The organism is Amycolatopsis sp. NPDC114478 (assembly GCF_055633805.1).
In genome coordinates this window covers 67,792-81,428 of record NZ_JBVKDO010000002.1, presented here as the reverse complement: position 1 = coordinate 81,428, position 13,637 = coordinate 67,792, and the positions used below count along the sequence as shown (strand labels likewise).

At 72.5% G+C, this 13,637-nt stretch carries 10 protein-coding genes; 4 read left to right on the top strand and 6 right to left on the bottom strand.

The window, feature by feature from the left end; all coding sequences use genetic code 11:
• Nucleotides 1–269 precede the first annotated feature (269 nt).
• The 3 genes from ACZ7OH_RS05010 to ACZ7OH_RS05000 are packed head-to-tail and all read left to right on the top strand — an operon-like array spanning nucleotide 270 to nucleotide 4,671.
• Nucleotides 270–938: a TetR/AcrR family transcriptional regulator gene (locus ACZ7OH_RS05010; protein ID WP_400909060.1), complete on the top strand. Its 669-nt coding sequence runs from the start codon at nucleotides 270–272 to the stop codon at nucleotides 936–938.
• Complete coding sequence (locus ACZ7OH_RS05005) at nucleotides 932–2,665, top strand: ABC transporter ATP-binding protein (RefSeq protein ID WP_470279664.1); 1,734 nt, start codon at nucleotides 932–934, stop codon at nucleotides 2,663–2,665. Before ACZ7OH_RS05010 ends, ACZ7OH_RS05005 begins: the two co-directional genes overlap by 7 nt.
• The gene (locus ACZ7OH_RS05000; RefSeq protein WP_470279663.1) at nucleotides 2,662–4,671 is read left to right on the top strand and encodes an ABC transporter ATP-binding protein; all 2,010 of its coding nucleotides are present in this window, start codon (nucleotides 2,662–2,664) and stop codon (nucleotides 4,669–4,671) included. The genes ACZ7OH_RS05005 and ACZ7OH_RS05000 overlap by 4 nt, the downstream gene beginning before the upstream one ends.
• Before the next feature lie 76 nt (nucleotides 4,672–4,747).
• Here the strand turns inward: ACZ7OH_RS05000 and ACZ7OH_RS04995 are convergent, their stop codons facing one another.
• The 6 genes from ACZ7OH_RS04995 to ACZ7OH_RS04970 form a co-directional block, all read right to left on the bottom strand.
• Nucleotides 4,748–5,812 carry a DNA polymerase ligase N-terminal domain-containing protein gene (locus ACZ7OH_RS04995; protein WP_400909052.1) on the bottom strand — a complete coding sequence of 355 codons (1,065 nt, stop codon included), beginning with the start codon at nucleotides 5,810–5,812 and terminating at the stop codon, nucleotides 4,748–4,750.
• A gap of 116 nt (nucleotides 5,813–5,928) precedes the next feature.
• A complete protein-coding gene (locus ACZ7OH_RS04990; protein ID WP_470279662.1) occupies nucleotides 5,929–7,380 on the bottom strand; it encodes an MFS transporter in 1,452 nt (483 codons plus the stop codon).
• Between the two features lie 53 nt (nucleotides 7,381–7,433).
• Entirely contained in the window at nucleotides 7,434–7,811 is a 378-nt protein-coding gene (locus ACZ7OH_RS04985) for an SPW repeat protein (RefSeq protein ID WP_470279661.1), read from the bottom strand.
• A 97-nt stretch (nucleotides 7,812–7,908) separates the two neighbouring features.
• Nucleotides 7,909–8,391: a hypothetical protein gene (locus ACZ7OH_RS04980; protein WP_470279660.1), complete on the bottom strand. Its 483-nt coding sequence runs from the start codon at nucleotides 8,389–8,391 to the stop codon at nucleotides 7,909–7,911.
• 128 nt (nucleotides 8,392–8,519) lie between these two features.
• Nucleotides 8,520–11,684 carry an AfsR/SARP family transcriptional regulator gene (locus ACZ7OH_RS04975; RefSeq protein WP_470279659.1) on the bottom strand — a complete coding sequence of 1,055 codons (3,165 nt, stop codon included), beginning with the start codon at nucleotides 11,682–11,684 and terminating at the stop codon, nucleotides 8,520–8,522.
• Nucleotides 11,685–11,785: 101 nt separating this feature from the next.
• Nucleotides 11,786–12,490: a DJ-1/PfpI family protein gene (locus tag ACZ7OH_RS04970; protein WP_470279658.1), complete on the bottom strand. Its 705-nt coding sequence runs from the start codon at nucleotides 12,488–12,490 to the stop codon at nucleotides 11,786–11,788.
• Nucleotides 12,491–12,588: 98 nt separating this feature from the next.
• On the opposite strand from ACZ7OH_RS04970, the gene ACZ7OH_RS04965 reads away from it, so the two are divergent.
• Entirely contained in the window at nucleotides 12,589–13,566 is a 978-nt protein-coding gene (locus tag ACZ7OH_RS04965) for a GlxA family transcriptional regulator (RefSeq protein ID WP_470279657.1), read from the top strand.
• Nucleotides 13,567–13,637 lie beyond the last annotated feature (71 nt).

Sequence of the window (13,637 nt, the reverse complement as noted above, 5' to 3'; positions counted from 1 at the left end):
AGCAGAAAGTCTCGCCAGATGTCCACAGCCGGTCCGCGCGCGATCGCGGTCGGTGAGCGGATTTTCGGGGCGTAGCTCCTGGTGAGCGCAGTGCGTTAGGCCAATCGGTCCATTTTTGCAATTTGCGCCCCGCAACAGAACGCACACGGCGGCCGATACCGCAGGCCGGGCGGTCGCGCACCGCGGAATCCGGCGTGTCCGGTTCGCCCTGATTTTGCGTGCCACGCAAATTTTTGCGGGGCACGCAAGTTTTTCGCTACACTCTGTTCATGCCGCCGGACGAACCACCGAAGCTGACGCTGCGGGAACGCAAGAAGCGCGAGGCCCGCCGGGCCCTCGCGCAGGCCGCGTTGCGGCTGACGCTGGACCGCGGGCTGGAGAACGTCCGCGTCGAGGACATCGCCAACGAGGTCGGGGTCTCGCCGCGCACATTCAACAACTACTTCTCCAGCAAGGAGCAGGCGGTCTGCTCGATGGTCGTCGACCGGCACGAGGGGATGCGCGAAGCGCTGCTCGCGCGGCCGGAGGGCGAGCCGCTCTGGGAGTCCGTCAAGCAGGCGGTGATCCACCAATATTCGCGTGAGGGCGAGCCGGATCGCGCGTATGTTGCGCGTATCCGGGAGCTGATGGGTCAGCTCATGCTGCGCGGCGAGTTCCTCAACGCCCACGCGGCGGTCGAACGCGTCCTCGCCGAGACCATCGCGAAACGGGCGGGCGGGGCGGACCACCTCCTGTGCCGCCTGATGGCCTCCACGGTGGAAAGCGCTGTCCGCGTCGCCTTCGTCAACTGGTTCATGACCGAGGGCGAGCCGTTCCTCCCGACCCTGGAACGGCTGCTGGACGAGCTGGCCGCCGGGATGCCCACCCTCACCGGCGGCACCGCACCGCCACCCGGACCGAACACCACCACCACACCACTGGGGGAACCGTTGTGCTAGTCAAGCTCCTGCGTGCGCACCTGCGCCCGTACAAAACCACGCTGTGGGTCATCGTGGCCCTGCAGCTGGTGCAGACGATCGCCATGCTCTACCTGCCGACGCTCAACGCCGACATCGTCGACAACGGGCTGATCAAGGGCGACATGGCGTACATCCTGCGCGTCGGCGCGGTGATGCTGGCCGTGACGCTGGCCCAGATCGCGGGCTCGATCGGCGCGGTGTACTACGGCGCCCGCACCGCGATGGCGGTCGGCCGCGACATCCGGTCCGGGGTCTTCCACCGGGTGCAGGACTTCTCGGCCCGCGAGGTCGGCCAGTTCGGCACGCCGTCGCTGATCACCCGCACCACCAACGACGTCCAGCAGATCCAGATGCTCGTGGTCATGACGCTGACGCTGATGGTGTCCGCGCCGATCATGTGCGTCGGCGGGATCATCCTGGCGCTGAACCTCGACGTGCCGCTGTCGGGGCTGCTGCTGGTGATCGTGCCGGTGCTGGCGATCGCGGTCGGCACGATCATCACCAAGATGCGCCCGGCGTTCCGGCTGATGCAGGAGCGGATCGACCGGATCAACCAGGTGCTGCGCGAGCAGATCATGGGCATCCGCGTGATCCGCGCGTTCGTCCGCGACAAGCACGAACGCGAGCGCTTCGACGTCGCGAACGACCAGCTGCTCACCGTGTCGCTGCGGGTGGGCCGCCTGATGGCGCTGATGTTCCCGATCGTCATGCTGGTGATGAACGCCTCCAGCGTCGCCGTGCTGTGGTTCGGCGGGCAGCGGATCGACTCCGGCAGCATGCAGATCGGGGCCATGACGGCGTTCCTGTCCTACCTGCTGCAGATCCTGATGGCCGTCATGATGGCCACGTTCATGTTCATGATGGTGCCGCGCGCGGAGGTCAGCGCCGAGCGGATCAGCGAGGTCCTCGACACCGAGTCGAGCGTCCGCCCGCCGGTGTCGCCGATCCGCCCCGGCGCGGTGCACGGGCACCTGGAGCTCTCCGGGGTCGAGTTCCGCTACCCCGGCGCGGAAAAGCCGGTGCTGCAGGACATCTCGCTGATCGGGCGGCCCGGTGAGACCACCGCCGTGATCGGGTCCACCGGTACCGGCAAGACCACGCTGCTGAACCTGATCCCGCGGCTGATGGACGCGACCCGCGGCACGGTCAAGGTCGACGGCGTCGACGTGCGCGACCTCGACCCGGCGGTGCTCGCCCGCGCGGTCGGGCTGGTGCCGCAGAAGCCGTACCTGTTCGCCGGGACGGTGGCGAGCAACCTGCGCTACGGCAACCCGGACGCCACCGACGAAGAGCTGTGGCACGCGCTGGAAGTGGCGCAGGGCAAGGACTTCGTCGAAGCGATGCCGGAGGGCCTGGAGGCGCCGATCGCCCAGGGCGGCACGAACGTCTCGGGCGGCCAGCGGCAGCGGATCGCCATCGCGCGGATGCTGGTGCACAAGCCGGAGATCTACCTGTTCGACGACTCGTTCTCGGCGCTGGACTACGCGACCGACGCGGCCCTGCGCCGCGCGCTCGTGTCCGAAACCGCCGACGCGACGGTGATCATCGTCGCGCAGCGCGTCAGCACGATCCGCACCGCCGATCGCATCATCGTCCTCGACGAGGGCCGCGTCGTCGGCACCGGCACCCACCACGAACTGTTCGACAGCAACGAGACCTACCGCGAGATCGTGCTGTCGCAGCTCACCGAGCAGGAGGCGGCGTGAGCACGACCGAATCGCCCAAGGCCGCCGTCACCGACGCCGGGGAACGGCCGACCGCCGAGCGGCACAAGAACACCGGAGCCGCGACCGTCGGACCGGGCCGGTGGATGGCCGGCGGCGCGCCACCGGAGAAGGCCCTCGACTTCAAGGGGTCCCTCAAGCGGCTGCTGCGCATGCTGGCCCCGCAACGGCTGCACCTGATCGGGGTGCTCGTGCTCGGCGCGGCGAGCGTCGCGCTGACGGTGATCGGGCCGAAGATCCTCGGCCAGGCCACCGACGCGATCCTGGCCGGCGTGCTCGGCAAGCAGGTGCCGCCGGGGGTCACCAAGGAGCAGATCGTCGCCGGGCTGCGCGCCCGCGGGGACGGCACGCTCGCCGACATCTACGGCCGCGTCGACCTCGTGCCCGGCGTGGGCATCGACTTCGACAAGGTCGGGCAGATCCTGCTGGTCGTGCTCGCGCTGTTCGTCATCGCGTCGTTCTTCGGGCTGATCCAGGCCCGGCTGACGACGACGCTGGTGCAGCACGCGGTGTACCGGCTGCGCGAGGACGTCGAAGCGAAGTTCTCGCGGCTGCCGCTGAAGTACTTCGACCGCCAGCCGCGCGGCGAGGTGCTCTCCCGCGTCACCAACGACATCGACAACCTGGCGATGTCGCTGCAGCAGACGCTGTCGCAGATCGTCTCGTCGCTGCTGACGGTGATCGGCGTGCTGATCATGATGTTCCTGATCTCGCCGCTGCTGGCGGTCATCGCGCTGCTCACGGTGCCGCTGTCGGCCGTCGTGGCGGCGAAGATCGGCAAGCGGGCGCAGCCGAACTTCATCAAGCAGTGGTCGACGACCGGCAAGCTCAACGCGCACGTCGAGGAGATGTACACCGGGCACTCGCTGGTCAAGGTGTTCGGCCGGCGCGACGAGTCCGCGGCGATCTTCGACAAGCAGAACGAGACGCTGTACGAAGCGAGCTTCCGGGCGCAGTTCATCTCCGGCATGATCCAGCCGGCGATGATGTTCATCGGCAACCTGAGCTACGTGCTGGTGGCGGTGATCGGCGCGCTGCGCGTCGCGTCGGGCAGCCTGACGCTTGGCGAGGTGCAGGCGTTCATCCAGTACTCGCGCCAGTTCAGCCAGCCGGTCACGCAGATCGCCAGCATGGCGAACCTGCTGCAGTCCGGGGTCGCGTCGGCCGAGCGGGTGTTCGCGCTGCTCGACGCCGAGGAGCAGGCGCCGGAACCGGAGCACCCGGAGCGGCCCGCGGTGATCCGCGGGCGCGTCGAGTTCCAGGACGTCTCGTTCCGCTACCTGCCGGACAAGCCGCTGATCGACGACCTGTCGCTCACGGTCGAACCGGGCCAGACGGTGGCGATCGTCGGCCCGACCGGTGCGGGCAAGACGACGCTGGTCAACCTGCTCATGCGGTTCTACGAGCTCGACGGCGGGCGGATCACGCTCGACGGCGTCGACATCGCGAAGATGAACCGCGAGGAGCTGCGCGACCAGACCGGCATGGTGCTGCAGGACGCGTGGCTGTTCGGCGGCACGATCGCGGAGAACATCGCCTACGGCGCGGACGACCCGAGCCGCGAGGAGATCATCGAAGCGGCACAGGCGACGTACGTGGACCGCTTCGTGCGGACCTTGCCGGACGGCTACGAGACGGTGCTCGACGACGAGGGCGGCACGGTCAGCGCGGGCGAGAAGCAGCTGATCACGGTGGCGCGGGCGTTCCTGGCCAGGCCGGTCATCCTCATCCTGGACGAGGCGACCAGCTCGGTCGACACCCGCACCGAGGTGCTGATCCAGCGGGCGATGAACTCGCTGCGCAGCGGCCGCACGAGCTTCGTCATCGCGCACCGGCTCTCGACGATCCGCGACGCGGACGTGATCCTGGTGATGGAGCACGGCCAGATCGTCGAACACGGCGACCACGAGACGCTGTTGCGCAGCGGCGGCGCCTACGCGCGGCTGTACGCGGCGCAGTTCGCCGAAGCCATGGCGGAGACCGACTGACGTCCGCGCGGTCCGTGAAGGCCTCCTCACCGGCACTAGTGGCCGGGAGGGGGCCTTCACGGCGTTACGGCGGCCTTCAGTTCCCGATGAACACCCAGTCGCCGGAGCCGGGCCGGTACGGGCCGGCGGCCCGCTTGGCGACCACGCCCGGCAGGCCGTGCTGGCGGCTGGCCCCGAGGACGTCCTCGCCACCGCCGGCGAAGTAGGCGGGCACCTGCCAGTGGCGATCGGTCACCGGCAGGTCCGCCAGCAGCTCGCGGCGCTCGGTGTAGGGCAGGTCCAGGGTCGGCCGGCCGTCGAGGTGCAGGACGTCGCAGGCGAAGTAGAACACCGGGCAGTGCGCCTTGAGCCGCTTCGCCGCGTTGCCGTCGGCCCGGCGGCGCTCCTCGAGGCCTTGCGCGGAGGGCTTGCCGTCCTTGATGACGACGACTTCGCCGTCCAGCAGTACTTCCGTCGACCCGAGCTCTTCGCCCAGCTTGTGCAGGTCGGGGTAGCGGCCGGTGACGTCGGCGCCGGTTTCGTCGTGCGCGATGACGCGGCCGCCGGAGATCTGCAGCATCGTGCGCAGGCCGCCCCACGCGAACTCGTAGGCCCAGTCGTCGTCATCGGCCGGCAGCTCGCCCGGGACCGCCGTCATCGGCTCGAGGAACTCTGGGGCGTCTTCGTGCCCGGGTTCGGCCGGGTCGAGGCGCCGCAGCATCCAGTCGCGGTCGTCGTCGGCGTTGTGGCGGTTGAGGAAGAGGTACTTTCCGCGCGCCCGTTCGCCGTGGAAGACGACCTCGACCTTGTGGTCGTTCCAGTGCAGGGTTTCGTACTTCCCGGTGTCCCACACGGTCATCCGGCCGCCGCCGTACTCGCCGGCCGGGATCTCGCCCTCGAAGGTCAGGTACTCCATGGGGTGGTCCTCGGTGTGCACCGCGAGCCGGTTCACCCCGGGGGCGAGCGGCAGGCCGCGCGGGACGGCCCAGGACACGAGCACACCGTCGCGTTCCAGCCGGAAGTCCCAGTGCAGCCGGGAAGCGTGGTGCTCCTGGATGACGAAGAGGTCGTTGCCCCCGGGTTCCGGCGGGCCGTCGGGCCAGGGTTCGGGGGTGCGGTCCCGGCCGCGCTTGCCGCGGTACTCCTCGAGCCTGTCGGCCATCGGCGCCCGGCACCCCTTCCGCTCGGTGGTCACCGCCGCGGCGCGAACCCGGGTCCGCGGGAGCGTCCAGGGTACCGGGCGGGCCCGGCCGCCGGTGCGCGGCCGAGCCCGGAAGCTCAGTGCACCCGCGGGAGAACGGTGAGCTGACCGCGTCGCGCGTTCTTCAGCAGGACCACCGCGAGCGCCGCCCCGGCCGCCGCCACCACCGCGCAGATCACCAGGCTCTCGTGGAACCCGGCCAGCGCCCCGGCCGGGCCGGGCGTGGCGGCCGCGCTCGACGCGATGATCGTCGACACCACCGCGACCCCGAACGCGCCGCCGATCTGGAACGCCGCCGTGCTCGTGCCGGACGCGATGCCCGCGTCGGCCTTGGTGGCGCCGGAGAGGGCCGCCGCCGCGAGCGCCACCGGGCCGGCGCCCAGGCCGAGCCCGAACAGGACCAGGCCGGGGAACACCGTCGTGAAGTACCCGCTGTCGGCCGAGATCCCGACCAGCAGCGCGCAGCCGATCCCCAGCAGCAGCAACGCCGTCACCGCGACCGGGCGGACGCCGCGCCGGGCCATGCCCGCCTGGGCGGCGAACGCGCCCGCCACCGAGGCGATCGGCATCGCCGACTGGCTCAGCCCGAACTGGATCGGCGTGTAGCCCAGAACTCCCAGCGAGTACTGCGAAAGCACGACCGACATCCCGAAGCCGGGCACCAGCGCCACGATCGTCAGCAGGTTGGCGCCCAGCACGGTGGTGGACCGGAAGAGCCGCGCGGGCAGCAGCGGGTGCGCCGAGCGCTTCTCCACCAGGACCGTCAAGCCGGTGAGGACCACGAACAGCGCGCCGAGGCCGAGGACCGGGAAGCTGGTCCAGCCCAGCTGCGGCGCTTCCACCAGCAAGTACACCAGCAGCGCGAGGGACGCGGTGCCGAGCACCGCCCCGGCGACGTCGAAGGTGCGCGACGCCGACGCGTCCCGGCTTTCCCGCAGCAGCACCGGGCTCAGCACGAGCATGACGATCGCGACCGGGACGTTGACGTAGAACAGCGCCTGCCAGCCCAGCTTGTCGAGCAGCACCCCGCCCAGGAGAAGACCCGTCGTCGCGCCCACCGCGGCGATCGCGGACCACGTCGCCAGCGCCTTGTTGCGCGCCCGGCCCTCCGGGAACGTGTCGGTGAGGATCGCCATCGCGGTCGGCGCCATCAGCGCCGCGGAAACGCCGTGCAGGGCCCGGGCCGCCAGCAGCAGCGGCGCGGCCGTCGCCAGCGCGGAGAGGATCGAGACCAGCAGGAACAGCGCGGTGCCGAGCATGAACACCCGGCGGCGGCCGAGCAGGTCCGCGGCCCGGCCGCCGAGCAGCAGCAGGCCGCCGAACGTCAGCAGGTTGCCCGAGAGGATCCACTGGGCCTCGACGGGCGAGAGCCCGAGGTCGGCCGCGATCACCGGCACGCCCATGATCACGCTCTGGGCGTCCAGGATCACCATGAAGTTGGCCGCGCAGAGCAGGACGAGCGCCGCCAGGCGGCGGGGGTCCGCCTGCCGGGCGGCGGAGTCCGGCCGCGCCGATTCCGCGAGGGTCATGCGAACGACCGTACGAACACCGACGCGGTGGGCTCATCTCCTCCGCTGCGCGGTCAGTCGCCGCGCAGGAGCACGACCAGGCCCGCCACGACGACCACGACGCCGGCGACCACGTTGCCGACGAGCGCTGTCGTGGACGGCTGCGTCTCGGCCGCGGACCGCAGGAGCCACGGCGAAAGCGCCGCCCACGCGCCGAGCACCGGGACGACCCAGCCGAGGAACCGCAGGCGCCGCGTCGCGGCGCGGGCGATCGCCAGCGCGACCAGGACCAGGCCGACGACGGTGTTGCTCAGCGCGAGCACGCCCGCCCCGCCGAAGCCGGTGACCCACGGGGCGAGCACGAGGTAGAGGCCGGCGAGCAGGACGAAGCCCGCGGCGGCGCCGATGACGGCGGTCCGCTGGTGGCCGGCCGGGGTGCTGTGCGAAGTCATCTCCTCACCTCCACCCCGAAGAGGTACCCCGTGGTAGCGGCCGGTAACCGGGGACTGCCCGCCGCCCTCGGAACGGGCAGGCCCCGGCCGGGGGAAGTCAGCAGCCGCAGGTGTAGTACGTGATGTCCCAGTGGTTGCCCTCGTCGCAGTAGAGGTTTCCGGAGCCGGCCTGCCACTGCGGGTAGCCGTCGCCGCGCAGCCCGATGTAGCTGAAGCTGTTCTTGATGTAGGAGTCGATGCAGCTGTTGTGGGCGATGTCCACCTTGTAGCCGTTGTAGTGGCTGTAGGTGCCCGACGCGTGGCCGACCTCGGTCCCGCCGGTGATGTTGATCGCGCAGCCGCTCGCCCGCTTCAGCGTGATCACGCCGCTGACGGTGCTCTGGTTGATCTGCTCGTAGGACGTGCAGGTCGAGTTGGACCGCGTGGTGCAGTTCCCGCTCGACGAATGCGTGACACCGGCGGCGGACAGCTGCGACGCCGCCCGCGCCTGGGTGAGCTTGGTGACCTCGACGGTCGCCGACGCGGTGCCGATGGTCGCGAAGACCACCGTCGCGGCCGAAGCGGTCAGTCCCACTGCCACACGCGCGAGCATCCGTTGTCCCGGCATGCCTTGCCTCCTCGGGTACGACGATCCGAACGGCGGCAGCCAAATCGGGAGGGCCATAACTTCGCCAAACGCCCACCCCCGCGGGCCGGGACGGCGGCGGGTCAGGTGCTGATCTTCGTCAAGACTTCACGAGTGCGGTCCCGGACCGGGGATTCACTGGTGACGGCGGTGAGCTCACGCAGCGCGCGCAGCTCCCACAGCGGGAACCCGAGCTCGCGGAAGAGGCCGGCCGAGGTCCGCAGGAGCCGCGCGGCCTCCGGCCCGGCGCCCTCGTCCGCGTGGGTCCGGCCCAGGCTGAGCAGGGTGTAGCCGGCGCCGCGGCGGTCCCCCAGTTCGCGGAACACGCCCATCGCGACGCGCAGGTGCCACCGCGCGCCCGCCGGGTCGCCCGCGCTGCGGCGCGCTTCGGCGAGGCAGCGGTGGGTGTAGGCGGCGGCGTGCCGGTGCCCGATCTGCTCGAACAGCGTCAGCGACCGCGTCAGGAAGCGTTCGCCGTCACCGGGCTCGCCGGCCTCGGTGTGCAGGGCGCCCAGGCTGCGCAGGACGTGCGCCTCCCAGTGCCGCTCGCGGGTGCGGACGGCGCCGCCGAGCGCGCCGGTGAGCAGGTCGGCGGCCCGGTCGTAGCCGCCGTGGCGGCGCAGGACGTCGGCGTAGCGCTTGGCCGCCTGGTCGTGCCCGCGTTCGTCGTCGCATTCGCTCGCGAGCAGCATGCTGGCTTCGAAGCTCTCGACCGCGCGGCGCACGTCCCCGACGTCCTCGGCGAGCGAGCCCAGCTGCGCGGCCGCGGCCGCCTGCCCGTGGCGGTCGCCGCACGCGCCCAGCAGGCCGAGGGCCTCGACCAGCTCGGCCTCGGCGGCCCGCGGGTCACCGCCGTCGAGGTGGACGTCGGCGAGCGCGGCCAGCACCGCGCCGGTGCCCTGCGGGTCGTCGAGCCGCCGGAAACGGTGCTCGGCCATGACGAAGTAGTTGCGGGCCTGCCGGCCGTGGCCGTGCTGCCAGTGCACCGAGCCGAGGTTGTAGAGCTTCTCGGCTTCGGCGCGCGGGTCCTGCCGACGGCGGGCGGCGGCCAGCCCGAGCACCGACACGGCCCGTGCGGCGTGCCCGAGCCACGGCGTGCCGGCCAGCGCGGTGCAGGCGTCGGCGAGCCGTTCGGTGAGGTCGTGCCAGCCGTGCGCCGCGGCGAGCCGCGCGGCCGCGGCGAGGTGCGCGGTCTCCTCGGCCGCCCAGGCGCCCGGATCGCCGGCGACCCGTTTCGCGGCGGCGGGATCGGGCTTCGGCAGGTCGACGGGCGGACGGCCGCGGGCGTGCTCGGCGAGGGCGAGGGTGGCTTCGCAGGCCCGGCGGAGGGCGGCCGTGTCGGTTTCCGGGGTTTCGGTGAGGAGGAGCCGGGTGAAGGGTGGTAAGGCCCAGCGGGGTGCGGCGAGGTCGGCCGGCCCGGAGTAGGCCGACGACCGGCCGCCGGGTTCTTCGCCGGCTCTATCCGCCGGGTCGGCGAGGGCGGGCAGCGAACGCACTCCTTCCCCGGGCCGGTCACCGGTTCCCTCACTCGACGCCGGCCCGGCTCGATCCGCCGGATCGGCGAGGGCGGACAGCGAACGCACTCCTTCGCCGGGCCGGTCACCGGTTCCCTCGCTCGACGCCGGGTCGGCCCGGTCCACCAAGTGCGCCGCGGCCAACGCCTCCAGCCGGTCGCGGGCCTCGTCCAGCGGGCAGTCCAGCAGCGCGGCCACGCACCAGTCCGGCACCGGCCCCTCGAACGCCGCGAGCAGCCTCAGCAGCGACCGATCCGGCGCCGGCCGCTCCCGCAGGGCCGAGGTCACCACCGCGCGGAGAGCGAGGTCACCGGTGGCCAGCTCGTCGAGCCGGCGGCGGTCGTCGGCCACGCGGGCCGTCAGTTCGGCCACCCGCTGGTTCGGGCGCGCCGCGAGTTTCGCGCCGGCGATCCGGACGGCGAGCGCGAGCCCGGCACAGCACCCGAGAAGCCGTTGCACCGCTTCGGGTTCCGCACGCAGCGTCGGTTCCCCCGCGATCGCCGCGAGCAGCGCCCAGGCGTCCTCTGTGGACAGTCCGGTGACCGGGATCGGCCGCGCCCCGCACAGGCCCGGCAGCTCGCGGCGCGCCGTCACGAGCGTCGCGCAGCCGGGCCCGCTCGGCAGCAGCGCCCGCACCTGCGCCTCGGTCGTGACGTCCTCCAGCAGCACCAGCAGCCGGCGGTCGGCCGTGTAGCTGCGCCACAACCCGGTCAGGCCCACGCGATCGGCCAGTTCGGCCGGCGTCGCGCCGAGCAGGCGCAGGAACCGGGTGAGGACGGTGGCCGGCTCGGTGCCCCGCAGCGAGGCGGTCAGCTGGCCGTCCGGGAAGCGGCGGCGCGCCCGCCAGGCCGCCTGGACGGCCAGCGCCGACTTCCCGGCCCCGGCGGCGCCGTGCAGCACGACCGGTCCGGGGCCGCGCAAGGCCCGGCCGACGTCGGCGAGCTCGGCCACGCGGCCGGTGAAGTCGGGCACCGCCGGCGGGAGCTCGGCGGGCGGGCCCGGCGTCGTCCACTCGGTGCCGGCGATCCGGCGGTAGACCGCGACGAGGTCGTCGCCCGGCCACACACCCGCTTCTTCCCACAGCGCCCGCCGCGTCCGGCGAAGCACTTCCAGGGCCGATTCGCGGTGGCCGACGGCGCCGAGCGCGGACGCGAGCCGGGCGGCGAAGCGCTCGTCGGCGGGCCGGGCCGCGACCACCGGGTCGAGCCGCTCGACGACCGCGCGGCCGTCGCCGTCGGCCAGTTCCAGCTCGACCAGCTGCAGCAGCGCCGCCGAGCGCCGGTCTTCCAGCCAGAGCTTGTGTGCTTCCAGCAGCGGCCCGCCGGCGACGTCGGCGAAGGCGTCACCCCGCCAGCACGCCAGCGCCCGTTCGAGCGCGCGGCGGCGTTGCGCCCGGTCGTCGGCACCGGCGGACAGCAGCGTCAGGAAGTCGTCCGCATCCAGCTCCCCGGGCTCGACGGACAGTGCGTAGCCCCGCGGCCCGGACCGCAGGCGCTGCCCGGCCTCCGCGGCCCCGAGGCCGGGCGAGAGCGTCTTGCGCAGCTTCGAAACGGTGACCTGCACGATCGCCGCGGCGCTCGACGGTGCGCCGTCCGGCCACAGCTCGTCGACCAGCGTGTCGCGGCCGACGAACTGGCCGGCGCGCGCGAGCAGCACGGCGAGCAGCCGCCGCGGCTGGGCCGCCGACGGCAGCGCGACGGTGGCGGTCATCGGACCGAGGACCTCGAACCGCACGGCTACACCCCACCCGCGAGATCACCTGATCGAGCGAGCTGAATCTAGCCGCCGGAAGCTGGGCTTTTCCCTCGATCACCCGGATGGCCGACGCCGTTGGTTCAGGCTTTTGCCAACAGTTTGCCCAGCAGCTCCGGGTGGCCGGCCAGCCCGGCCCGCAGCGTGTGCTCCCGCAGCGGCTTGAGGTCGCCGTACGGCTGGTTCGCCCAGTCCAGCCGGCCCTGCGGCGGTTCGGGGTCGTACTCGATGGCGAACTGGATGTTCGTCGCGACCTGCCGTCCGGCCAGCCGTTCCACGAGGTGCAGCGCCAGGTCGATACCGGCCGAGACGCCCGCCGCGGTGATCACCCGGCCGTCTTCGACCCAGCGCTCGGCGACCGGCGTCGCGCCGAGGCCGGCGAGCAGGTCGCGGAACATCCAGTGCGTCGTCGCGCGCTTGCCCTCGAGCAGCCCGGCCGCGCCGAGGACCATCGAGCCGGTGCAGACCGACGTCACCAGCTCGGCACCCGCGGCCGCGGCGCGTAGCCAGGCGAGCAGGCGCTCGTCCGCCATCGCCCGCAGCGTCGGGACGGTGCCGCCGGGCACCAGGACCGCGTACGGCGACGGGACTTCGTCGAACGTGTGGCTCGGCGCGACGCTCAGCGGTGTGTCGGTTCCGACGGTGTCCTTCGTGGCCCCCACGACGACGGTCCGGTAGCCGGGGTCCAGCTGCGCCAAGGCGCTCAGCACCTGGAGCGGGCCCACCAGGTCCAGCGGCGTCAGGCCCGGGTAGACGACGAAGGCGAGGGTCTTCTGCTCAGCGGTCATGGCCCTCACCCTGGCGGCGGCCCCCGCCGGGCCGGACGCGGATGTCCGAAATCCTGCGAACCGCGTCCGAAGGCCGGTCCGGCTGCTAGCGTGCGATCATGGCCGGCTCACCCAGACGGGTCACGATCGTCGGATTCCCCGACGTCGAACTGCTGGACGTCGCCTGCCCGGCCGACGTCCTCGATGCCGCCAACCGCCACGGCGCCCGCCCGCCGTACGAGATCCGGCTCGCCACGATCGACGGCCAGGCCATCCGCACGTGCTCCGGCCTGGTCCTGCAGCCCCACCTGCGGCTCGACCAGGTGGCGGCCGACCTCGACACGCTGGTCGTCGCGGGTGGCTGGGGCAGCACGACGGCGGCGTCCGACGAGCGGGTGCTCGCCCACATCCGGCGCCTCGCCCAGACCAGCAGGCGGGTGGCGTCGGTCTGCACCGGCGCGGAGGTGCTCGCCGCGGCGGGCCTGCTCAACGGCCGCCGCGCGACGACCCACTGGCGCTGGGCGGCGCGGCTGGCGGACGCCTACCCGGAGGTGACCGTCGATCCGGTGCCGCTCTACATCCAGCACGGCAACGTGTACACGGCCGCCGGCGTGACCAGCGGGCTCGACCTGACCATGGCGCTCGTGGAGGCCGACCACGGCCCGACGCTGGCCCGCGAAGTGGCCCGGTCGCTGGTGACGTACCTGCAGCGGCCCGGCAACCAGGCCCAGGTCAGCCTGTTCCTGGCCGGCCCGCCACCGGAGCACCGCGAGGTCCGCGACCTGACCGCGTACATCGCCGAGAACCTCGACGCCGACCTCGGTACCCCGGCGCTGGCCACGCGGGCGGGCCTGAGCACCCGCCAGCTGACCCGCCTCTTCGACGCCCACCTCGGCACGACGCCGGGCAAGTACGTCCGCACGGTCCGCACCGAGCACGCGGCGAGGATGCTGTCGGGCACGGACCTCCCCTTGGCGACGATCGCCCGCCGCTGCGGCTTCGGCTCGACGGAGACGTTGCGCCAGGCCTTCCTCGACCACTTCGACACCCCGCCGTCGGCCTACCGGCGCGTCCACGTCCGCCAGGCCTACGGCTGACGCATCGGGAGGAACCGGACCCACGGCGGCCCCTCGTGCGAGCGGCGCGATCCCGCTGTCAGGATGTGCGC